Here is a 21,881-nt window from a genome sequence, read left to right as displayed (position 1 = left end):
GTGCCCGCCTAGCGCAGCAGCGTCCAGCCCGCGTACCAGCGAGTCAGCGTGGTGAGGCTGCAGGCCAGCGCATAGCCGCCCGCCAGCCATGGGAAGGCGCTCGGCCAGAGACACATGGCGATGAGAACCGCGATGGTCTCGGTGCCTTCGGTCAGGCCGCCAAGGTAGAAGATGCCCTTTGACGGGTAGTCCTGTGCCTGCAATCCGCGCCGCTCGGCGATGACCGAAAAGGCAAGGAAGGACGATCCCGTTCCGACAAAGCTGGCGATCAGCAGGGCTGCGGGCAGGGCGTTTTGCGGCGCGGCCACGGCAAAACCCAGTGGCACCAGCGCATAGAACACGAAATCCAGCGCGATATCCAGAAACGCGCCCCGGTCGGTGGCGCCTGCCATGCGCGCGACCTCGCCGTCCAGCCCGTCGCCGATACGGTTGGCCAGAATGCCCGCCAGGGCCAAGCCAAACGCCCCGTATGCCGCGGCCAGCGCTCCGGCGGCCCCAAAGGCAAAGCCGACAAGGCTGATCGCATCGGCAGAGACGCCGCGCAAATACAGCCATCGAGCCACAGGGTGCAGCAGGCGGCGTTGCAGGGGCAGCAGGCGAGCGTCGAACATTGGCATCCTTCCGGGATGGGGCGTTCCACTGAACCGCAGGCGACTTGCATGTGCAAGTCCGCCCCGGTCATGCTTTCGTGTATGACCCCAGCCCGACCCGAGCGTGACACCCGTCTGCGCCTGGTCTTTGGCAAGGACGCCATGCTTGGCCTCGGCAAGGCCGAACTGTTGTCGTTGATCCGCGCACCGGCTCCATCGGGGCCGCCGGGCGCGCCATGTCGATGCGCGACAAGCGGGCCATGCAGCCTTGTCGACGTTGTGAACGCCGAGTGGTGCGCCGCGCTGGGCGCGCGCAAGTGCTGCAGCAGTACGGGGCGCTGGAACAGCAGGGGTGGGGGCTCTGGCGGCGCTGGATCAGCCTCTGGCCGTGCCGGGCGATATTTCCTTTGGGAATTAACGCTTGCGGACGCGCCGCCGCCATGCCGATATGACCGGCGATCGCCATCAGTTGAGGATGCCATGCGCCTGACCTGTATCGCCGCCCTGCTTGCCGTGACCGCAGCGGCGGCTCAGGCCGAGACCGTCACGGTCTTTGCCGCCGCCAGCCTGAAAACCGCGATGGATGACATCTCGGCCGCCTACACCGCCGCAACCGGCAATACGGCGCGTGTCTCGTTGGCGGGTTCGTCGGCGCTGGCGCGGCAGATCGAGGCGGGAGCGCCAGCGGATGTGTTCATCTCGGCCAACCAGCAATGGATGGATGTCTTGCAGGGCGAGGGACTGATCGACGCGGACACACGGCGCGATCTGCTTGGCAATCGGCTGGTGCTGATCGGGCTGGGCGCACCGGTGGAGATCTCGCCCGCGCTCGATCTGCCGGGGATGCTGGGGGAGGGCAAGCTGGCGATGGCGCTGGTCGATTCGGTACCCGCCGGGATCTACGGCAAGGCGGCGCTGACCTCGCTTGGTCTGTGGGAGGCCGTTGTGCCGCAGGTTGCGCAGGTCGACAATGTGCGCGCGGCTTTGGCGTTGGTCGCGGCGGGCGAGGCTCCGTTGGGCATCACCTACGCCACCGATGCGGTGGCAGAGCCACGGGTCGTCGTCCTCGGCAGTTTTCCCGAAAGCAGCCACGCCCCCATCGTCTATCCCGTCGCCGCCATCGCCGAGGGCGATCCGCTGGATTTCCTGACCTTCTTGCAAGGCGCGCAGGCGCGCGCCGCCTTCGAGGCGCAGGGCTTTGCCGTGCTGACCCCGTAACATGCTGGGCCCCGAGGAATGGCAGGCGGTTCTGCTCTCGCTCAAGGTGGCGCTGTGGGCGACGCTAGGGGCGCTGCCGCTCGGCATCTTTACCGCCTTTGCGTTGGCGCGCTGGTCGTTCCCGGGCAAGCAACTGGTCAACGGGCTGGTGCTCTTGCCGCTGATCCTGCCGCCGGTGGTGACGGGCTATCTGCTGCTGCTGACCTTCGGTACGCGCGGCCCCATTGGCGCGGCGCTGAAAGAGATCGGCATCGTTTTCGCCTTTCGCTGGACGGGGGCAGCGCTGGCCGCGGGGATCATGGCCTTTCCGCTGATGGTGCGGGCCATCCGCCTGTCGATCGAGGCAGTGGACCCGAAGCTTGAAGAGGCCGCCGGAACGCTCGGGGCCTCGCGCCTGTGGGTGTTTGCCACGGTGACTTTGCCGCTGAGCCTGCCGGGCATCCTTGCTGGCGCGGTGCTGGCCTTTGCCAAGGCGATGGGGGAATTCGGCGCCACCATCACCTTTGTGTCGAACATTCCCGGCGAGACGCGCACGCTGCCCTCGGCGATCTACGCCTTTCTGCAGGTGCCGGGGGGCGAGGGCGCGGCGCTGCGGCTGGTGGCGGTGTCGGTCATCATCGCCATGGCGGCCTTGCTGCTGTCTGAATTGCTGTCGCGCCGGGTTGCCGCGCGGGTGGCGGGCAGATGAGCCTGACGGTCGACATTCGCCAGACGCTGGGCGCGTTCCATCTGGACGCCCGGTTCGAGGCGCCGCAGGGCGTGACCGTGCTGTTCGGGCGTTCGGGGTCGGGCAAGACCTCGATCATCAACGCGGTGGCAGGGCTGACGCGGCCCGACGCCGGGCGCATCACGCTGGGCGCGCGGGCGCTGTATGACAGCGATGCGCGCATCGCGCTGCCGCCGCATCGCCGCCGCATCGGCTATATCTTTCAGGACGCGCGTCTGTTCCCGCATCTGAGCGTGCGGCAGAACCTTGGCTATGGTGGCTGGTTCGCCGGGGGCACCGATTCGGCAGATTTTGCCCGTGTCGTAGAGATGCTGGGCATTGGCGCGCTGCTGGAGCGCCGCCCCGGCAAGCTGTCGGGCGGCGAGCGCCAGCGCGTTGCCATCGGGCGGGCGCTGCTGTCGAAACCGGCGCTGATCCTTGCGGACGAGCCGCTTGCTGCGCTTGACGAGGCGCGCAAGGCCGAGATCCTGCCCTACTTCGAACGGCTGCGCGATCATGGCGGCGTGCCGGTGCTTTATGTCAGCCACGCCCCGGCCGAGGTGGCGCGGCTTGCGACCTCGGTGGTGGCGCTGGATGGCGGGCGGGTCAGCGCGCAGGGCCCGGCGGCGCAGATCCTTGGCGATCCGTCGATCACCCCGCTGGGCGCGCGGGCGGCGGGGGCGATGCTCGAGGCGCGCATCGCGGCGCAGCACGCCGATGGCATCACCGAACTGGGCGCGGGCCGGCTGCGCCTGCTGGTGCCGCGCATCAGCGGCGCTGTCGGCACGGGCGTGCGGGTGCATATCCAAGCGCAGGACGTGATGATCGCCACCCGCCGCCCCGAGGAGATCTCGGCGCTGAACGTGCTGCCCGCGCAGGTCAGCACGCTGCGCCTTGGCAATGGGCCGGGTGCGCTGGTGCAGCTTGATGTCGATGGCCAGCTGCTGCTGGCCCGCATCACCCGGCGATCCGCCAAGGCGCTGGGCCTGCATGAGGGCGCACAGGTGTTTGCCGTTCTCAAGGCCGTCTCGGTCGCACCGCAAAGCATCACCGGCCCGATCTGATGCGCAGCGCCGCGTTGCAGAAAAATCGCGGTGGATGCTTGGAACCGACATCAAGGATCATACGTTTATAAGCGTCATACTCCCGATACACGCCCGCGCGATAAGGCCCGCGAGCGAACAAGGACATTCCCGATGGCGCCCATATCTGGCGGTTCCGCCAAGCCCGTGAACAGCTTGCGCAGCCTGTTCCTGTCCGACCTTCACCTTGGAGCGCGGGCAAGCCGCCCCTGGATGGTGCTGGAATTTCTGAATGGCATCGAGGCCGAGACGATCTATCTTGTCGGCGATATCTTCGACCTCTGGCACGGCGGGCGGGTGCATTGGGGCGATGCCCATGATGCGGTGCTCGACGATCTGGCGCGGCGGGCAAAGGCTGGAACGCGGATTGTCTATCTTCCGGGAAATCACGACACGCGGATGCGCGAGCCGGACGCCCGCGTCGAGGGCTGGGAGCTGCGCGAAGCCGCGGTGCATACTGCCGCCGACGGCCGCCGCTATCTGGTGTTGCATGGCGATCAGTGCGACCCGCGCTTCCTGCGCTGGCATTTCATGACGCGGCTTGGCAGCCGTCTGGACGCGTTGCTGCGGCAGGCCGACGAGATGCAACGTCGCCGGGGCCGCCTGCAGCCGGAAGCCGCAAGCTATGCGCAGGCCGTTATCACACGCGCCAACGCGCTGCTGGCGATGGGCGACCGGTTCGAAAAGCGGCTGGTCAAGCTGGCGCGCGCGACCGGCACCGTCGGGGTGATCTGCGGGCATTCGCACAAGCCGGGGATGCGCCGCCACGATGGCGTGGTCTATGCCAATTGCGGCGACTGGATCGACAGCCTGACCGCGCTGGCCGAAGACGGCTCTGGCGCGTTGAGCCTTATCCAGCATGTGCCGGTCCCCGCGCAACTGCCCGCTGGGAGACCCGCGCGGGGCAATGCTGGCGCGCTGGCGGAGGGATTGGCATGACCACCTTTCTGCTGACCGCTTTGCTCGGGATCCTTGCGGTGCATCTGCTGACCGCCGCTCTGGCCGCGTGGCGCTATCGGCGCGGCGCGGCGAGCGAGCCGGTGGATGACACGCTGCCGTTCATCTCGCTGGTGCGGCCGGTCTGCGGCGTCGATGCCTTCGATGCCGAGACGCTAGAATCCTCGTTCCGGCAGGATTATCCGCGCTACGAGGTGATCTTTTGCGCCGCGCGGGAAACCGATCCCGCCGTGCCGCTGGTCCGGGCGCTGATCGCCAACAACCCGCAGGTCGAGGCCAGCCTGCTGATCGGCGATACTGCGATCAGCGGCAACCCCAAGCTCAACAACCTGCACAAGGGCTATGTTGAGGCGCGCGGCGAATGGCTGGCGATGACCGACAGCAACCTGCTGCTGCCGCCCGATTACCTGCACCGGCTGATCACCCGCTGGGATGGGCGCACCGGGCTGGTGACCTCGCCCCCGGCGGGCATCCGGCCCGCGAATTTCTGGGGTTCGGTGGAATGCGCTTTTCTCAACACCAGCCAAGGGCGCTGGCAACTGGCGGCGGATGCGATGGGCATGGGCTTTGCCCAAGGCAAGACGCTGTTCTGGAAGCGCGAGGTGCTGGAACGCGGCGGTGGGCTGGCGGCGCTCGGGCGCAACCTTGCCGAAGATGTCGCCTCGACCAAGCTGGTGCGGGCACAGGGGCTGCAGGTGCGGCTTGCGCCGCAACTGTTCGCCCAGCCTGTTGGGGCCCGCAGCGCCCGCTTTGTCTGGGATCGCCAGCTGCGCTGGAGCCGGGTGCGCCGCGACGGCTTTCCGCTGATCTTTGCCGCCGAAATCGCGCAGGGGCCGCTACTGCCGGTGCTGGCGCTGCTGGCGCTGGGCGGCGCGGCGTGGCTGCCGGCAATGCTGGCGCTGTGGTATGGCGCGGAATGGGCGCTGGCGCGGCTGGCGGGCTGGCCATCGGGCGGGCGAGATCTTGCCGCCATGCTGGTGCGCGACCTCTTGCTTGTGCCGCTGTGGCTTGCGACATGGGCCGGGCGCGAGATCACCTGGCGCGGTACGGATATGGCCCCGGCCAAGGCGGGAGCCGCGGAGTAGCATTTGCTTGGACTGGAAACCGTTGCAGCCCTGATCGCCAAGGACGGGCTGGTTCTTCTTGCCCCGATTGCGGTGCTTGAAGGCCCTATCGTGACCGTCATCGCCGCATGGGTCGCCTCGCGCGGGCTTCTGGATGTCTGGAGCGTCGCCATCGTGGTGATCCTTGCCGATGTTTTCGGAGACGCGCTGTTCTATGGGCTCGGGCGCTGGGGGCTGCATCGGCTGCCGATCCGCTGGCGCTACCGCATGGGGCTGAACCGCGCCCGCCTGTCGAAACTGGCCGGGCATTTCGAACGCAGCGGCGTGCGCACGCTGATCTTTGGCAAATGGACGCATTCGGCGGGGGCGGCGGTGCTGGTCGCCGCTGGGTTAGGGCGGATGCCGCTGGCAAAGTTCCTGTGGGTGAACCTGATCGCAACCATCCCCAAGAGCCTGTTCTTCGTTGCCATCGGTTACCTGTTCGGATCGGCTTATAGTCGCATAGATGACTGGATCGCACGGATCTCTTTGCTGCTTCTCGGCGTTATACTTCTGGCCGGGATCATCTGGCTGCTGAAAAGGTATACAAGGAAATGACCGCCCCGACGCTAAGCTGCATCATTCCCGCGTTTAACGAAGCTCCGCGCATCGGCGCGGTGCTGGACGCGGTGCTTGATCATCCGCTGATCCACGAGATCGTCGTGATCGACGATGGATCAAGTGACGACACCGCCGCCCGCGCGCAGGCGGTGGCGCTGCGTGCCCCGCATCTGCGCGTGATCCGGCTGGAGCGCAACGGCGGCAAGACCCGCGCCGTCACCCGCGGCATCGCCGAGGCAACATCGAGCCATATCCTGCTGCTCGACAGCGATCTTCTGGGCCTGCACCATGACGAGCTGACGGCGCTGATCGCCCCGGTGCTGGAGGGGCGGGCAGATGCCTCGCTGTCGCTGCGTGGCAATGCGCCGCTGGTCTGGCGCGGGCTGGGCATCGATTACATCTCGGGCGAGCGGGTGATGCGCCGCGAGTTGCTCGCCAGCCGCGCCGAGGCGCTGCAAAGCCTGCCGAAATTCGGGCTGGAGGTGTTTATCAACGGGCTGTGGATCGAGCAGGGGCTGAAGATCGCCGTGGTCCGCTGGCCCGGCGTCGAAAGCCCGATGAAGCATGAAAAGCGCGGCGGCTGGTTGATGGGTCTGAAGGCGGATGCCGCGATGCTTGGTGACATCTTCCACACCGTCACGCCGCTGGAAACGCTGCGTCAGGTGTTCCGCCTGCGCCAGCGACGGGTGCCCGGCCCCGGCCTTGCTGCCTCGGATCATCACTGACGCCTGCGCGCAGGCCCTGCAGCCGGTTGGTGCCGCAAGAACCAAGAGCCATGTTTTGGGCGGGCAGAACAGCCTGTCCGCCGCGATGCGCGGGCGGTGACAGGTCTTGTAAACTGTCAGCCGCGATCCGCCGTTAGACCAGTGCGCGCAGCATCGTCAGGCAGCCGGTCAAATGCTCCAGCTCGACGAATTCATCGGGCTGGTGGCCCTGCTCCATGTCGCCCGGCCCGCAGACGGCGGTGGGCAGAAGCGGTGCAAAGAACCCGGCCTCGGTGCCGTAGGACACCTTGGTCAGGCCGCGCGACAGGCCGCGCAGCTGCGCCAGCGCCGGATCATCGGGGTTGGCGGCAAGGCCGGGATAGGCGAATGTCTCGCTTACTGTGATGCCGCTCAGCCCGTCCATCACCCGCGCCAGCAGGTCGGCGGGGGAGTCGGAGGCAAGATGGCGGGCTTCGAACAGCACTTCGGCGCTGTCGGGCACGATGTTGAGCGCGGTGCCGCCGCGCAGCACACCCACATGCAGCGTGGAGCAGGGCACATCGTAGCCGTCTTCCTTGGCGCCATTCTGCAGCAGCGCCGCCTGCTCGCGCCGCAGCGCCGCGACAAGATCGCAGGCGCCGTGCAGCGCATTGCGATACATCGGCGCCATGGCGGAATGGCCCGCTTCGCCCGAACAGAGGCCGCGCCATGCGACCTTGCCCTTGTGCCCTGTCGCCATCTTCAGCGAGGTCGGCTCCCCCACGACGCACAGCTTTTGCGGCCCAAGCGCGCGCACCGCATCCATCATGTGCGGGATGCCGATGCAGCCAAGCTCTTCGTCCCAGCTCAGCACGATGGAAACCGGGCCAGCGTTGGCGGGCAGTTCCTCGGCCAGCGCCAGAACGCAGGCGACAAAGCCTTTCATGTCGGTGGTGCCGCGCCCGTAGAACCGGTCGCCCTCGCGGGTCAGGGCAAAGGGATCGCGGGTCCAGGGCTGGCCTTCGGTTGGCACCACGTCGACATGCGCCGACAGGATGGTGCCGCCGCTGCCGCCCCTGTTGGCGACCAGCCCGGCCTTTTGCCCGCAGGGCGAGGGCACGCGCACCACGTCGAACCCGGCGGTGGCCAGCAGGGCCTGCGCCCAGTCGATCAGCGCAAGGTTGCTGTCTTTGGACACTGTCGGAAAGCCGATCAGCGTATCGAGGATATCCAGCATACGCATCATTCGTCTCCCGGAACGCCGTAGGAGGGCGCGGCGGACGGGTCGAGCGCCCGTGTGACATAGGCCTCGGCCTGCGGGGCATAGACCTCCCATGCCCGCGCGATGGCCTCGATGGGGCAGCCGTCGTCGATCCAGTCGCAGCGCAGTTCGGCATAGGGCCATGACTCGCGCTCAACGATCAGCATGCCCGCGGAATGCACCGGCCCGGCCTCGCCGCCCTCCGCCATCCCGGCGCGCATCGCAGCGATGAGGCGGTCGCCAAGCGGGCCGCTCGCGGCCTCGAACCCGGCGACGATGGCGGCAGGCACGCCGTCATTGGCCAGCAGGTTGCCGCCCGATACCACGTCGACGCCGCTGGCCGATGTCCAGATCCCCAGAGAATTGGGCCCCGAATGGATCGCCGTGCCGCCAGAGCCATCGACGCACAGCACCTGCCGATAGGCCATGTGATCGCGGGTTGCGGCCAGCTCTGCCACAGCTTCCGCCGCGCTAGCGCCTTTGGCCATCAGATCCAGCGCCGCCGGGCCGAGCCGTGGGTCGGTGACGTTCTGCGAGGCCGCAGCCCCCACGCCCGCCCGCGCAAAGGCGCAGCGCGCCGCAACCGCCGGGGAAGACGATGAAATCGCCACCCCGAACTGACCCGTCTGGGCGCAACGCGCCACCAGCGAAAACGTCATGTCTTACCTTTCCGGGCCAGCGCCCGGCCTTTTGCTTCGTCTGCGCCTTACGGCATCCGCGAGGCGATCCACGTCGCGAATTCGTAATTCGGACGTTCCAGATGCGACAGCGCACCGGGCACCGCGTGTTTCGATTGCATGCCCTTCCAGACACGTTCGGTACAGCCCCGGTCTTCGTCGTTCACATCGTCTAGCAGGCCCTTGAGCGTGTTGAAATGCTGCTCGGCGTCGGGATCCTTGACAAAATCGGGGTGCAGCCCGCCGCCGTACAGGATCTTTACGCCGCCCGGGCCGTCGGGCATCAGCGACAGGTACCAGAAATACCCCGGCGTCAGCGTGATCATCAGCGACGGGTAGATCGCCAGCAACCATGTGCGGTAGCGGTCGTCGCCCTCAAGCGTGGTGTTGTCCTTGTGAGCAATCGACAGGGCGATGGAATCGTCCTTGAGAATGTGGTGGTAGTTGAAGCCCGAAAAGCCCTCGGGGCAGGTCATCTTGCGCAGATCGACCGCGCCGCCGATGGTGCCGCCGTGGCACATCGGCAGATGATAGCTTTCCATGAAATTCTCGGCGAGGATCTTCCAGTTGGTATTCCAGCGGTGTTCCTCGCGGAAGGTTTCGACATAGTCTTCCATCGGCAGGTAGCCGACCAGATCGTCGATTTCCTTGAGCGTCTCGCCCGGCTCGGGCAGATCAGGGTCGAGCGTGACCATGATCCAGCCCTTCCAGTCGACGCAGCGGATCTGCGGCAGCCCCATCGCCTCTTTGCAGAAGCTCTTGTTCATGTCCATCGCGGGTGCGCCGCGCAGGCTGCCATCCAGATTGTAGACCCAGGCGTGATAGGGGCAGGTGATGGTGCGGATGTTGCCGCGTCCTTCAAGCAGCACCGACATGCGATGGCGGCACACGTTGGACATGGCGCGCAGGGTGCCATCGCGGCCGCGGATCACGGCCACCGGCTCTCCGGCGATTTCCATCGTGGTGTAATCGCCCGGCTCGGCCAGCGACTCGGCGCGGCCAGCGCACAGCCAGCTTTTGCCAAAGACGTGTTCCTGCTCGAGGGCAAGGAATTCATCCGAGGTATAGACCGACACGGGCATCGCCTGCGCCTGATCAAACGGGGTGGCGACATTCGCGCGCAGCTCGGCGGCGGGATCAAAGATGTTCATACCGTGCAACCTCGGGCAGTGGGGAGGCGCGTAAGCGCCGACCCCGAAGATGTGGCAGAGCGCGAGCGTTTTGAAAAGTAAACTCACCAAACGCCCGGCTTAGGCTTTTCCTATGCAGACAGGTCTTGCATGACCTCAAGGATGCTTTCGCGCAGGATGCCGCCGATCTGCTCGATCTGTCGCGGCGTCAGGATCAGCACCGGCGACAGGATCAGGATATGACCCAGCGGGCGCGCCACGAGGCCGCGTTTCTGCGCCGCCTGCGCCACGCGCATGCCGATGTTCAGCGCCGGGTCGAACATCGCCTTGCTCGCCTTGTCCTTGACCAGTTCGATGCCCATCATGAAATGGCTGCCGCGCACTTCGCCGACGATGTCCAGATCGATCAGGCCCTTCAGCGTGTTTTCGAACAGCTTGCCGGTGGTCTGGACCTGCTGCGGCAGGCCGTCACGTTCCATCAGCGCGATATTGGCAAGGCCGGCGGCGGCGGCGGCGGGGTGGCCCGAATAGGTCATGCCATGGGTGAACATGCCGCCCGGCGCGCTGATGACCTCGTGGATCTCATCGGAAAAGATCGTCGCGGACAGCGGCTGATAGCCCGAGGTCAGCCCCTTGGCGGTGGTGATGACGTCGGGCTGGAAATCGAACACATCCTTGGCGGCAAAGAAATGCCCAAGGCGGCCAAAGCTGGTCACCACCTCGTCGGAGATCACCTTGATGTCATAGCTCGCGCACAGCTCGGCGGCGCGTTTGTGATAGCCCGCCGGGGGCACGATGACGCCGCCCGCGCCCATGATCGGCTCGCCGATGAAGCAGGCGATGTTTTCGGCGCCAATCGATTCGATGCTGCCCTTCATGTCGGCCATCAGCGCATCGAGGAATTCTGCCTCGCTCATGCCGTCGCCTTCGCGCCAGTGATGCGGCTTGCGCAGGTGGTGCACGATGCCTTCGGCCTTGTGCCAGCCTTCGGAATAGCCCGGCGTGGTCATGGCGATCGCAAGATGTGTCGAGCCGTGATAGGCGCCGTGGCGGCTCAGCACCATGCGCTTGGACGGCTGGCCGAGGCGCTTGTAGTAATGGTGCAGCACCCGCACCGCCGTTTCATTGGCGACCGAGCCGGAATTGCCGAAATGCACCTTGTTGAGGTTGCCGGGGGCGAGCTGCGCCAGCTTTTCCGCCAGCGCCGCGGCGGCGGGGTGGGTGAAGCTGTAGAAGGTCGAATAGAAATCCAGCGTGTTGAGCTGCTCGGTGATGGCGTCGATGATCTCGGCCCGCTTGTGGCCGACGTTGACGCACCACAGCCCGCCGATGCCGTCGATCAGCTTGTTGCCGTCGCTGTCGGTGACATAGCTGCCTTCGGCGGACACGATCGCTGTGCGCGCGCCGTTCTGCTTGAGCGCGTTGAGATCGGCCCAGCTTTGCATCAAGTGCACGTCGGTTGTGAGGATGTCGTCTGTGGTGACGGGCAGATCGAGGCTCATGGGTCAGACCTTTCGGAAGTCTTGGGCTTGGGTGGACAGCAGCGACGGGTCGATGCCCTGCGTGCCGGGAATATCGGTGATCAGCAGTGTCTCGGTGGTGCCCGCTGCGGCGAGCGTCTGGCCAAGTGGTCCGGCGATCACCGAGCCGCCGCCGAACATCAGCCCGGCGTCATCGCCGCAGAAATTGGCGTAGGCGACGGTGATGTTACGTTCCGCCGCGCGGGCGGGCACCAGCAGGCGCTGCACATGTTCGAATCCCTGCGGGTTGGCGGTCGGTACAAGGAACAACGTTGCGCCCCGGTCGGTCAGCGCGGTGACATGGGCCGAGAATTCGATGTCATAGCAGATCAGCAGGGCGCAGGTCGTGCCCTCGAAGTCAAAGCTGCAATAGGCGTCTCCGGGCACGAAAGAGGCGCGCTCCATCGGGCCATAGAGCTGGATCTTGCGGTAATGGCCGAGCAGCTCGCCGCGCCGCCCGAAGGCGGTCGCGGCATTGTAGACGGCATCGCCCTCGCGCTCGGCCCAGCCGATGGTCAGCCCGCAGCCCGCCTGCGCCGCCATGCCTGACAGCCGGGCTTCCCACGCGCCGCCGCGTGGCTGCGACAACTCGCGGTGGTGATCGGGGTGGTTGTAGCCGGGCAGGTAGAGTTCGGGCATCACCAGCATTGCAGCCCCAGCCGCGGCGGCTGCCGCAAGCTGGGTTTCGATGGTGGCAAAGGTGGCCTCGGTGGCCCCGGCGGATGCGGGGCCCTGATAGAGCGCGAGTTTCATCGTCACTTCTTCAGGTTGGTCCAGATCGCGTCATACATGACCTGGATTTCCTCGGGGCAGGCTTCGACGAAGACGGTCTTGGTGCCTTCGGGCGGATTGTTTTCCGGCGAATTGGCCACCTCGGGATCGAGGAATTCCGCCATGCCTTTCACCCCTCCCGAATATTGCGCGAAGTTGGTCAGCGCGGCGGCGTTTTCCGGCTCCAGCATGAAATTCATGAAGGCCAGCGCCGAGTCGCGGTTCGGCGCATCCTTGAGCAGCGTCAGGTTGTCCATCCACACGATGACGCCCTGCTTGGGATAGGCGTATTCGATATTCGCGCCCTCGTTGCGCGCCTTGGCGGAAAAGCCGTTCCAGATCATGCCCGCAGCGGCGTCGCCCGAGGTCAGCACATCCTTGGCGACGTCCGAACCAAAGCTGGCCCAGCTGGCCTTGGCCTCGGTCACCAGCGCGTTCAGCGCCTTGAGCTGGTCGCGATCCGACGTGCATTGCGGGATGGCAAGGTGCATCGAGGCCAGCGTCAGCGTTTCGCCCGAGGTGTCGAGCACGTTGATCTTGCCGGCCAGTTCCTCGGGCGGCGAGAAGATGATCGCGGTGTCGTTGATATCGCCGTCGAACACATCGCGGTTCACCGCAAAGGAGGTCGAGCCCCACTGATAGGGCACCGAGCTTTTGCGCCCCTCGTCGAAGGGCACGTTGAGCCACTGCTCTTCGATATTGCCATGGTTGGGAATCTCGTCGGGGGTGAAGCTGCCCAGCATCCCCTCGTCGCCAAGGATCTTGACCATGTAATCGCCCGGAACGGCGATGTCATAGGCCCCAAGCTTGCCGGCCTTGAGCGAAGCCAGCAGCGCCTCGTTGCTGTCATAGGTATCCATGGTGACGGTGATGCCGGTCTCTGCGGTGAACTTGTCGAGCAGCTCCTGCGGCATGTACTCGAACCAGTTGTAGAGCTTGAGCTCTTGCGCAGAAGCGGCAGAGGCCGTGAGCGCGATCAGCGAGGTGGCGAGGAATTTATTCATGTTTTTATACTCCACTGTTGGTTATTGGGTCTTCTGGCCGGATCGACCGATCAGCCAGGACAGGGTGACGAACACCACCGACACGCCCAGCATGAGGGTGGAAATCGCCATGATGTTGGGCTTGATGCCCTGTTTCACCGCGCCGAAAATCGCAGTCGGCAGGGTTTCGACCCCCGCGCCCTTGACGAAATTGGTGATCAGGAAGTCATCGAGCGAGATGATGAAGGCGAGCAGGAAGCCCGAAAAGATTCCGGGCATCATCAGCGGCAGCAGGATCAGCCGGAAGGCTTCCTTCGGCGTGGCATAAAGATCCATCGCCGCCTGTTCGTAGCTGTCGGAAATGCTTTGCATCCGCGCTGCGATGGGCAGGTAGGCGAAGGGGATGCAAAAGGCCAGATGCGCCAGCAGGATGGTGCCGATGCCGCCAGAAAAGCCGATGGCGGTGAAAAAGATCAGGCTGGCCACGGCGGTGACCACCTCGGGGACCATCAGCGGCAGGTTGATCAGCGCAAAGCTGGCGGTCTTGGCCTTGAAGCGACCCGCGCGATGCATGGCAACGGCAGCCGATGTGGCGATCAGCGTCGCGCCGCTCCCCGCCAGCACCGCGATGATCAGCGAATTGAGTGCCGCGCGCTGGAATTTCGGGCTTTCAGGTCCGGTGAAGACATCGGCGTACCAGCTTAGCGAAAAGCCGCCCCAGCGGGTGATCGAGGTCGATTCATTGAAGCTGTAGACCGCCACCACCATCAGCGGGGCATACAGCACGAACACGCAGGCCAGCGTGATGGCGAAAAAGCCGGGGAAACGGCGCAGGTCGAGCTGTTTCATGCTTTTGCCTCGCGGGTTTGCGACCGGGCGTAGACCAGCAGCACGATCATCACGATGGTCATCAGGATCATTGCGGCGGCGGCCCCGAACGGCCAGTTGCCCGCCGCGCCCTTGAACTGCTCTTCGATCAGCGAGCCGATCATGAAGCTTTTCGCTCCGCCCAGCAGGTCGGGCGCAAGGAACGCCCCCAGCGACGGCACGAATACCAGAATGCAGCCCGCGATGATGCCGGGCTTGACGACCGGCAGGATGACAAGGCGCAGGATGGTCCAGCGGCTGGCGTACAGATCCGCCGCCGCCTCGGAGAGCGCGAAATCGTAGCGTTCGACCGCAGCATAGACCGGCAGCACCATGAACGGCAGGTAGCTGTAGAACAGCCCCAGTTGCACCGCGAGGTTGGTGTTGATCAGCCCAAGCGGCGCGTCGATGATGCCAGTGGACAGCAACAGCGCGTTCAGCGGGCCTTCGTCGCGGATCAGGAATTTCATCGACACGGTGCGGATCAGCAGGTTGACCCAATAGGGCACGGTGACGATCAGCAGCCAGATGGTGCGATCGCGCGGCGCACGGGTGGCGATGAACCACGCGGTGGGAAAACCGATCAGCAAACACAGCACGGTTGCCAGCCCGGCCTGCCAGATCGAGCGCCAGAAGATGCCGATATAGGTCCATTCGATGCTGGGCGGTTCGTCGCCGAACAGGCCCCGGTTCAGGAAGAACTGGTCATAGGCGGTCAGGCTGAACTCCCAGATCACGCCGCCGCGAAATTCCTTGGTCAGAAAGCTGTAGATCGCCATAAGCGCCACGGGGATCAGCAGGAAAAACCCGATCACCAGCCATGTCGGCAGCAGCAGCTTCCCCGCGTTGCCTTTGTAGATCTCGGAATTGGATGCGCCGCCCGGCGCCATCGCCGCCATCAGGCAGCCAGCAGGCGCGCGGCGCCTGTTTCCAGCTTCAGCCCCAGTTCGGTGCCACGTTCGGGCAGCACCGTCGCGGCGGCGTTCTGCAGCCGTACGGTCACTTCCTGCCCGCCGGCGAGATGCGCCTTGAGCTGGATATCAGTGCCCAGATAGACCTGCTCGCCGGCGGTGACGATCATGTCGGCCTCGGCGGCGGGACACAGATCGATGCGCTCGGGGCGCACCGACAGCACGCCCTGTTTGCCATCGACCAGCCGCGTCGGGCAGTGCACCCGGCGCCCACCGGGCAGCGACACCTCGGCCAGCCCACCGCTGATGCCCAGCACGGGAACTTCGATCAGGTTGGTCTCGCCGATGAAATCCGCGACAAAGCGGTTGGCGGGGGTTTCATAGATCTCGCGCGGGGTGCCGATCTGCTGGACATGGCCATTGGACATGACCGCGATGCGGTCGGACATGGTCAGCGCCTCTTCCTGATCATGGGTGACAAAGACAAAGGCGATGCCGGTTTCGCGCTGGATCTGTTTGAGCTCCATGCGCACCGCCTGACGCAGCTTGAGGTCAAGCGCCGACAGCGGCTCGTCCAGCAGCAGCACGCGCGGTTCGGGCGCCAGTGCGCGGGCCAGAGCGACGCGTTGTTGCTGCCCGCCAGACAGCTGTGCGGGGCGACGTTTCAGGAACTCCGACAGGTGGACCAGCTCCAGCGCCTGCCGGGCGCGGCCCTGCGCGTCCATCGCGCTCCAGCCCAGCCGTTGCAGGCCGAACATGACGTTTTCAAGCACCGTCATATGCGGAAACAGCGCGTAATGCTGGAACACCGTGTTCACCGGGCGCTTGTAGGGGGGCAGGGGGGCGATATCCTTGCCATTGAGCCGGATTTGCCCGCCGCTGACCGGTTCGAACCCGGCGATGCAGCGCAGCAGCGTGGTCTTGCCGCAGCCCGACGGCCCCAGCAGGGTAAAGAATTCATTGTCCGCGATGTCGAAAGACACCTCGTGCAGCGCGGTGAAGGTGCCAAAGCTTTTCACCACGCGGTCAATGCTGATCACGGTTCCCGTCACGCTGTTCCCCTGTCTCGCCGGATCTGTGCCCGGTCTTGCGTGGATGATACCACCTGTTTAGGTGGTCATACCCTAAACGGGGCGCCAAACAGGGGTATATACCCCCAGAGAGGTATGATGCGCGATTTGCCGAACCTGTCCGAGACGTTTCTGGGCGATGCCATCGCGGCGCTAAACACCGATGGCTTTGCGGGGCACCTGTTCCAGTGGCTCACCCGGTGCTTTGAAATCGACAACACCACGATGCTGGCGTATTTTCAGGAACGCAGCCCGCAGCTGCTGTTTTCCCACGCGCGCGAGCCGCGTGTCCATGAGAGGATCGTGTCGGATTACCTGACAGGGGCCTATCTGCTGGATCCGTTCCACGCGCTGCACATAGAACGGGCAGCCGCGGGCCTGTACCGGATGCGCGACATCGCGCCCGATCAGTTTACCCGCAACGAGTATTTTGCCACCTATTATCAAGAAACGACGATGTGCGACGAAATCTCTTATGTCGGTTATCCGGCGCCGGGGGTGTCGGTGCATGTCTGCCTTGGGCGCGATGCCAGTTCGGCGCGGGTGTTCAGCCCGCGCGATTTGGAACGGGCGCAGCGGCTTGCCCCCATCGCCTGCGCGCTGATCGAACGCAACTGGGCTGGGCTGCGCTCCGAAGGCGCGATCCGCGACAGTGACGTGTCAGGGGCGCTGCAACGGCGCGTGGCGGCGGATCGCGGCATCGCGCTGACCGACCGACAGGCGGAGATCGCGCTTCTGGTGCTCAAGGGGCATTCGTCGAGCTCGATCGCCATGCGGCTGGAGATCAGCCCGCAGACGGTCAAGGTGTTCCGCAAGCAACTGTACCGCAAATGCGACATCAGCTCGCAAGCCGAGCTATTTTCGATGATGATGCCGCTGCTGTCGACGCTGGACCTTTAGAACGCCTCGGGGCGCGCTTCGCGGGCCATGTGGTCGAGCACGGCGTTGACGAATTGCGGCTCCTTGCTTTCGGGAAAGAAAGCGCGGGCGACATCGACATATTCGGTGATGACGATTCTGGGAGGCGTGTCGCTGTCGACAAATTCCGCCCCGGCGGCGCGGAACAGGGCGCGCAGGGTCGGGTCGATGCGCCCGATGGGCCACTTGGCGACCAGCGCGCGGTCGGTCATCTGGTCGATCTTTGCCTGCCAGTTGACAGCCGAGGCGGTGATCTTGCCAAACAGGCCGACATCGCCGTCGATCATCTCGACACCTTCTTCGATTTCGGCGCCGAAGCGGTGATCGATGAACTCGTTCTGGACACGCTCGACCGTCTGGCTGCCGATTTCCAGCTGGTACAGAGCCTGCACCGCATAAAGACGCGAAGCGGATTTCATCTTGCGCTTCTGGTTGCCCGAGAGGGCCTGAGGCGTGTCCTTGGTCGTCATGCGGTGTCTTTTCCTGAGCCGAATCCCGCCACCTGATACTCGTCACGGGCCGGAACGAATCCAACCCCCTTGCGGGAAGAGCCCCACCTACGGGCGAGCGCGATCAGATGCAAGGCCGCAGCGGCCGCGCCGCCGCCCTTGTTCTGCCCGGCGGCCTCGGCGCGCACCATCGCCTGCTCGTGGTTTTCGACCGTCAGGATGCCGTTGCCGATGCACAGCCCCTGAAGCCCGAGCAGCGTCAGCCCGCGCGAGCTGTCGTTGCAGACGGTGTCGTAATGGGTGGTCTCGCCGCGGATCACGCAGCCAAGCGCCACGTAGCCGTCGAAGTTCGACATGCGCTCGGCGATGCCGATGGCGGTCGGGATCTCGAGCGCGCCGGGCACCTCGACGATCTCGTGAAATCCATCCACGGCTTCGATTTCGGCGGTCGCACCGGCGACCAGCTGCTCGGCGATCTGCTTGTAATACGGAGACAGCACGATCAGCATCTTCACCGGCTTGTCAAAGGCCGGGCGCGGCAGAACGTAATGGGTTTCCGACGATGCCATCATGCGTCTCCGATCTTTTGCGTACCGATGATCTCAAGGCCATAGGCGTCAAGGCCGACGATCTTCGGCGTGGGAGAGTTGGTCAGCAGAACCAGCTTGGACAGCCCGAGCGAGGACAGGATCTGCGCGCCAAGCCCGTACTGACGAAGCGTGCGCGGGCTGTCGCCTTCTTCCGGTTCAAGCTTCATTGCGGTGTCGCGCAACAAGACGACAACGCCGCGACCCTTGGCGGCCACGGCCATCATGGCGTCGCGGAATTCGTTTGCGCGGCCTGCATGGCCAGTGCCGACAATGTCCAGCATCGGGTCCATGGCGTGCATGCGCACCAGCACCGGCTCGTCGGTCGAGATATCGCCCATGGACAGCGCGATATGCTCGTCGCCATGGGTGGTGTCGGTGTAGATCTTCATCTTCCAGTCGCCACCGAATTCCGAGGTGACGGATTGTTCGCGCACGACCCGCACGAGATTGTCGTGGCGACGCCGATAAGCGATCAGATCGGAAATGGTGCCGATCTTGATGCCATGGCGCTGTGCAAAGGAGATCAGTTCGGGCAGCCGCGCCATGGTGCCATCGTCGTTCATCACCTCGCAGATCACTCCCGCGGGCTTCAACCCGGCAAGGCGCGCGACATCCACGGCCGCCTCGGTATGGCCTGCACGGACCAGAACGCCGCCGGATTTGGCGCGCAGCGGGAAGACATGACCGGGGGTGGCGATATCCGCCGGTCCTTTGCTGCTGTCGATGGCGACGGCGACGGTGCGGGCGCGGTCGGCGGCGGAAATCCCGGTGGTGATGCCCTCGCGGGCCTCGATCGAAATGGTGAAAGCGGTCTCGTGACGCGAGCTGTTGTTGACGCTCATCATCATCAGGCCCAGATCATCGCAGCGCTCGGGCGTCATCGACAGGCAGATCAGGCCGCGCCCGTAGGTGGCCATGAAATTGATCGCGTCCGGGGTGGCCCATTGTGCGGGGATGATGATGTCACCCTCATTCTCGCGGTCCTCATGATCGACGAGAATGAACATGCGCCCGTTGCGCGCATCGTCGATGATCTCCTCGATCGAAGAGATCGCGTCCCTGAAATCAGTTTCGACCGGTCCGGGGGTTTCGTATTCCGCCATGTCTCGCCACTCCTTGTCGCCACTGCAGATACGGTTTTGTGGCGCGGAATGCCAGAACGCTTTTGGGCCCGGGGCCCGCTGATTTCAGGTCGCTGCATGTTTCGCGGCTTCAGACAAGGAGCGGTGACATGGCTGATCTCTTCTGGCTGCGCGAAGCGCAGATAGCGTGTGTTGAGCCATTCTTCCCCAAGCCCCACGGCAAGCCTCGCGTTCGCTGCCCGGCAGCAGATGCAAAGCACGTGTGAGAGGGGCACGGCGTCCGGTCTCGGCGTCGACGTCAAAAAGGGGAGGGCCTGATCGGTCGCACCAAGGCAAACTATTCTTCTCAGCCGTCGCTCTCGCCGCAACTGTCATCTATTGGCTATGAATCCTGAGCCTTCTGCACCCCGGCGCTGCTATTTTACCCCCGTCCCCTTTCTCGGCCGAGGTAGGTGGCGAGGGGGTGTATGGGGTCTGGGCCTTGTGGCCTGACCACGTCTGCTAGCGCGCCGGCGCCGTCTCTCTTTCATCATCCCGAACAGTTGGATACGCCCGACATGGATCGCGGAGCAGAAAGAGGAGAGCATGAGCGCGCTATCATCCGAACAGGCCATCGGCATAGACGTCTCGAGCGACTGGCTGGACATCCATTGCCTGCCCGATGCGACGCGACCTTCGGTCGCCGAACACATCGGAGGGCCATGCCCGGGTGGCGTCTCTCGCGCTGCGGCGTGGCGCTCTGGTCTGCTTCGAAGCTACCAGCGGGCAGGAGTGGCGGTTAAGGGCTTCGCTGAGCGCGGTGCGGATCGTCGCGCGTCAATTGCCGCCAGCCGTGGTGCCCGGGCCAAGACGGATCGATGCGGAACTCATCGCCTGCGTCATGGTGTGCGCCTCAAGGCGGGAGGTAGCCATCCGGCCGGAAAGTTGTGCGGGATCAGAGCTTTGACATCGAAGCGAGCGCAACTTGTCGAAATGCGAAAGCGCTACTTGCCCAGATCAAGGCACACGAAAAACGCGCGAGCGCTGGACTGTGGACCGGCATGGACATGGAGTTGAAGGCTCTGCTCGATATCAGGATCTCAGAGCTGGAAGCGCGCATCGAGCAAGCCATTGCTGCCGACGGAATACTGGTCGAAACCGCCGGTATCCTGCGCTCCATTCCCGGGGGTGGCCCCGTTGTCAGCGCTATGCTGATCGCCGACCCGAGTTCGAGGCGATATCCGCAGAACAGGCCGCAGCCCTGACGGGCTCGCCTCCGTAGCGCACGACGGCGGTGCATTGCGGGGCAGCCGAGCCATCGCCGAAGGACAGCGCGCCCTGCGGCATGTCCTGTTCCCGGCGGCCCTCGTCGCTACAAATCACCCCCCCTGAGAGCCTGCGCGCAGCGACTGCGCGACGCCGGAAATCCGCACAAGGTCATCATCACCGCGGACGCACGAAAGCTCGTCAATATCGCTAACGCTCTATCCAAAGCGCGCAAACTAGGTGGTTTCAGGGCGGCTGACGGAGACGGTTGCTAGGAACAGCTGCTGTACGTGGTAAGAGGGCAGACGGGGCGCTGGCCCCGTCTCCTTGCGGAGCCTCCCCCGGGATATTTCATGCCAGAAGAAACAGTGGCGCAGCGCCTGATCTTCTTCTGGCGCAGAATATCCCCGCCGGAGGCAGCCCCGAAATCGCGGTCAGGGGCTGCATGAGGAAGAGGGCCGTCAAGAACGGGCCGCGTAAAGCGCCACGGCCGCGGCGTTCGAGACGTTGAGCGAGCCGAAACCGCCGGCGAAGTCGATGCGCACGAGCCGGTCGACCGTCTCTTTTGTCTTTTCGCGCAGGCCCGGCCCTTCTGCGCCAAGCACCAGCGCGACGGCTCGGTCGCGCAACCCGTCCAGTGCCTGCTCGATGGTGGTCTCTGCCTCGCCGTCGAGGCCAAGCACGAGGTAGCCCATCTCCTGCAGGGCGCGTATCGTGTCAGACAGGTTGCGCTCGCGCAGGTAGGGCTGGCGTTCGAGCGCGCCACTGGCAGTCTTGGCAAGCGCGCCGGTTTCAGGCGCCGAATGGTGCAGCGTACCGATGACCGCCTGCGCGCCGAATACCTCCGCCGAGCGCAGGATTGCGCCCACGTTGTGTGGATCGCTCACCCGGTCAAGGAGCACCAACCGCGGCGGGCGGGTGCCATCGCCCAAGGCAACATCCTCGAGTCGCCCCCAGTCAAGCGGTTTCACCTCGAGCGCCGCGCCCTGGTGCACCGATTGCGGATCGAGCGGGGCGTTGAACCGGCGTGGGTCCTGAACATCTGGCGTGATTTCGGCGGCGGCGATGGCATCGGCCAGCTTGAGTTCGGCATTTGGCGTCACAATAAGCTGTAGCTTCACCCGTGCCGGGTTCAGCAGGGCATCGCGCACCGCGTGAAGACCGAACAACCAGACGGTTTCGGCGGCGCGGGATTTCTTCGCCTGTTCCTTTTCGACGACCCACTTGGGCTTTTTCACCATGGTGCGGCTCCTGTTTACGGGGTGTGCCTCCCTTGCATCGGGCGACATGCAGTTGCAACGGATTTTCCTGTTGACGCCAGTTTTGGTGGACTGTAATCAGCCCCCCACACGCCGGGCTGGCCCGGTGGAAAGTGGGCGACAGGCCGCAAGGTGTGGCAGGGGACTGTAACTCCCTCGCGGAGACGCACGCCTGGTTCGATTCCAGGGTCGCCCACCACTTTTCCAGATAAATCGTTGGTTCTCCTCGAAAATTTGACGGATCAAAT

Annotated in this window: 23 protein-coding genes, 1 tRNA gene and 1 pseudogene; 11 read left to right on the top strand and 14 right to left on the bottom strand. The window is 64.9% G+C overall.

Annotated elements, in window-relative coordinates:
- Positions 1-8: 8 nt before the first annotated feature.
- Positions 9-611 (bottom strand): CDP-alcohol phosphatidyltransferase family protein, encoded by a 603-nt coding sequence (locus KO516_RS08380; RefSeq protein ID WP_216003337.1) that lies wholly within the window; start codon positions 609-611, stop codon positions 9-11.
- 459 nt (positions 612-1,070) lie between these two features.
- Between KO516_RS08380 and modA the strand changes: the two genes are divergently transcribed.
- The 7 genes from modA (at position 1,071) to KO516_RS08345 (ending at position 6,942) form a co-directional block, all read left to right on the top strand.
- Positions 1,071-1,808, top strand: a complete 738-nt coding sequence (gene modA, locus KO516_RS08375) for a molybdate ABC transporter substrate-binding protein (protein WP_216003336.1) — start codon at positions 1,071-1,073, stop codon at positions 1,806-1,808.
- A 1-nt stretch (position 1,809) separates the two neighbouring features.
- The gene (gene modB / locus KO516_RS08370) at positions 1,810-2,496 is read left to right on the top strand and encodes a molybdate ABC transporter permease subunit (RefSeq protein ID WP_216003335.1); all 687 of its coding nucleotides are present in this window, start codon (positions 1,810-1,812) and stop codon (positions 2,494-2,496) included.
- Positions 2,493-3,578 carry a molybdenum ABC transporter ATP-binding protein gene (gene modC / locus KO516_RS08365; protein WP_216003334.1) on the top strand — a complete coding sequence of 362 codons (1,086 nt, stop codon included), beginning with the start codon at positions 2,493-2,495 and terminating at the stop codon, positions 3,576-3,578. Before modB ends, modC begins: the two co-directional genes overlap by 4 nt.
- Positions 3,579-3,710: 132 nt before the next feature.
- Complete coding sequence (locus KO516_RS08360) at positions 3,711-4,535, top strand: UDP-2,3-diacylglucosamine diphosphatase (protein ID WP_216003333.1); 825 nt, start codon at positions 3,711-3,713, stop codon at positions 4,533-4,535.
- Entirely contained in the window at positions 4,532-5,638 is a 1,107-nt protein-coding gene (locus tag KO516_RS08355) for a ceramide glucosyltransferase (protein ID WP_216003332.1), read from the top strand. Before KO516_RS08360 ends, KO516_RS08355 begins: the two co-directional genes overlap by 4 nt.
- A 3-nt stretch (positions 5,639-5,641) precedes the next feature.
- Positions 5,642-6,214: a DedA family protein gene (locus KO516_RS08350; RefSeq protein ID WP_216003331.1), complete on the top strand. Its 573-nt coding sequence runs from the start codon at positions 5,642-5,644 to the stop codon at positions 6,212-6,214.
- Positions 6,211-6,942: a glycosyltransferase family 2 protein gene (locus KO516_RS08345; RefSeq protein WP_216003330.1), complete on the top strand. Its 732-nt coding sequence runs from the start codon at positions 6,211-6,213 to the stop codon at positions 6,940-6,942. Before KO516_RS08350 ends, KO516_RS08345 begins: the two co-directional genes overlap by 4 nt.
- A 133-nt stretch (positions 6,943-7,075) precedes the next feature.
- On the opposite strand, the gene argE is transcribed toward KO516_RS08345, so the two are convergent.
- The 9 genes from argE to KO516_RS08300 all read right to left on the bottom strand — a co-directional run bounded on the left by argE (position 7,076) and on the right by KO516_RS08300 (position 16,072).
- Positions 7,076-8,143, bottom strand: a complete 1,068-nt coding sequence (gene argE, locus KO516_RS08340; protein ID WP_216003329.1) for an acetylornithine deacetylase — start codon at positions 8,141-8,143, stop codon at positions 7,076-7,078.
- A complete protein-coding gene (locus KO516_RS08335; protein ID WP_216003328.1) occupies positions 8,143-8,820 on the bottom strand; it encodes a DUF1028 domain-containing protein in 678 nt (225 codons plus the stop codon). The genes argE and KO516_RS08335 overlap by 1 nt, the downstream gene beginning before the upstream one ends.
- 47 nt (positions 8,821-8,867) lie before the next feature.
- Positions 8,868-9,989 (bottom strand): SRPBCC family protein, encoded by a 1,122-nt coding sequence (locus tag KO516_RS08330; protein WP_216003327.1) that lies wholly within the window; start codon positions 9,987-9,989, stop codon positions 8,868-8,870.
- A 110-nt stretch (positions 9,990-10,099) separates the two neighbouring features.
- Entirely contained in the window at positions 10,100-11,470 is a 1,371-nt protein-coding gene (locus KO516_RS08325; protein ID WP_216003326.1) for an aminotransferase class III-fold pyridoxal phosphate-dependent enzyme, read from the bottom strand.
- Between the two features lie 3 nt (positions 11,471-11,473).
- Entirely contained in the window at positions 11,474-12,241 is a 768-nt protein-coding gene (locus KO516_RS08320; RefSeq protein WP_216003325.1) for a carbon-nitrogen hydrolase family protein, read from the bottom strand.
- A 2-nt stretch (positions 12,242-12,243) separates the two neighbouring features.
- Positions 12,244-13,263: an extracellular solute-binding protein gene (locus KO516_RS08315; RefSeq protein ID WP_216003324.1), complete on the bottom strand. Its 1,020-nt coding sequence runs from the start codon at positions 13,261-13,263 to the stop codon at positions 12,244-12,246.
- A gap of 21 nt (positions 13,264-13,284) precedes the next feature.
- Positions 13,285-14,091, bottom strand: a complete 807-nt coding sequence (locus KO516_RS08310) for an ABC transporter permease (RefSeq protein ID WP_216003323.1) — start codon at positions 14,089-14,091, stop codon at positions 13,285-13,287.
- Positions 14,088-15,008 carry an ABC transporter permease gene (locus tag KO516_RS08305; protein WP_216003322.1) on the bottom strand — a complete coding sequence of 307 codons (921 nt, stop codon included), beginning with the start codon at positions 15,006-15,008 and terminating at the stop codon, positions 14,088-14,090. Before KO516_RS08305 ends, KO516_RS08310 begins: the two co-directional genes overlap by 4 nt.
- Positions 15,008-16,072 carry an ABC transporter ATP-binding protein gene (locus tag KO516_RS08300; protein WP_216003321.1) on the bottom strand — a complete coding sequence of 355 codons (1,065 nt, stop codon included), beginning with the start codon at positions 16,070-16,072 and terminating at the stop codon, positions 15,008-15,010. The genes KO516_RS08305 and KO516_RS08300 overlap by 1 nt, the downstream gene beginning before the upstream one ends.
- Positions 16,073-16,189: 117 nt before the next feature.
- On the opposite strand from KO516_RS08300, the gene KO516_RS08295 reads away from it, so the two are divergent.
- Complete coding sequence (locus KO516_RS08295) at positions 16,190-16,990, top strand: helix-turn-helix transcriptional regulator (RefSeq protein ID WP_252737486.1); 801 nt, start codon at positions 16,190-16,192, stop codon at positions 16,988-16,990.
- On the opposite strand, the gene nusB is transcribed toward KO516_RS08295, so the two are convergent.
- Genes nusB through ribB form a run of 3 tightly spaced genes read right to left on the bottom strand, consistent with a single transcriptional unit; the run spans position 16,987 to position 19,150 of the window.
- Positions 16,987-17,478, bottom strand: coding sequence for a transcription antitermination factor NusB (gene nusB / locus KO516_RS08290; RefSeq protein ID WP_216003319.1), 492 nt, complete (start codon positions 17,476-17,478; stop codon positions 16,987-16,989). The two genes, KO516_RS08295 and nusB, sit on opposite strands and share 4 nt — an antisense overlap.
- Positions 17,475-18,026, bottom strand: a complete 552-nt coding sequence (locus KO516_RS08285) for a 6,7-dimethyl-8-ribityllumazine synthase (protein ID WP_216003511.1) — start codon at positions 18,024-18,026, stop codon at positions 17,475-17,477. Before KO516_RS08285 ends, nusB begins: the two co-directional genes overlap by 4 nt.
- Complete coding sequence (gene ribB / locus KO516_RS08280; RefSeq protein ID WP_216003318.1) at positions 18,026-19,150, bottom strand: 3,4-dihydroxy-2-butanone-4-phosphate synthase; 1,125 nt, start codon at positions 19,148-19,150, stop codon at positions 18,026-18,028. The genes KO516_RS08285 and ribB overlap by 1 nt, the downstream gene beginning before the upstream one ends.
- 128 nt (positions 19,151-19,278) lie before the next feature.
- Between ribB and KO516_RS08275 the strand changes: the two are divergent.
- A pseudogene (locus KO516_RS08275) lies at positions 19,279-19,362 on the top strand (IS5/IS1182 family transposase); the annotation flags it as partial.
- 693 nt (positions 19,363-20,055) lie between these two features.
- Positions 20,056-20,373, top strand: coding sequence for a hypothetical protein (locus tag KO516_RS08270; protein ID WP_216003317.1), 318 nt, complete (start codon positions 20,056-20,058; stop codon positions 20,371-20,373).
- Positions 20,374-20,835: 462 nt separating this feature from the next.
- Here KO516_RS08270 and rlmB read toward each other — a convergent pair whose 3' ends face one another.
- Positions 20,836-21,615, bottom strand: coding sequence for a 23S rRNA (guanosine(2251)-2'-O)-methyltransferase RlmB (rlmB, locus tag KO516_RS08265; RefSeq protein ID WP_216003316.1), 780 nt, complete (start codon positions 21,613-21,615; stop codon positions 20,836-20,838).
- A gap of 133 nt (positions 21,616-21,748) precedes the next feature.
- Here rlmB and KO516_RS08260 point away from each other — a divergent pair.
- Positions 21,749-21,832 (top strand) — tRNA-Tyr (locus KO516_RS08260).
- Positions 21,833-21,881 lie beyond the last annotated feature (49 nt).

It is taken from the genome of Citreicella sp. C3M06, assembly GCF_018860705.1.
In the GTDB taxonomy this organism is placed as follows: Bacteria; Pseudomonadota; Alphaproteobacteria; order Rhodobacterales; family Rhodobacteraceae; genus Salipiger.
Note: the sequence above shows the minus strand (reverse complement) of the source record. Positions and strands in the feature narration are given on the sequence as shown.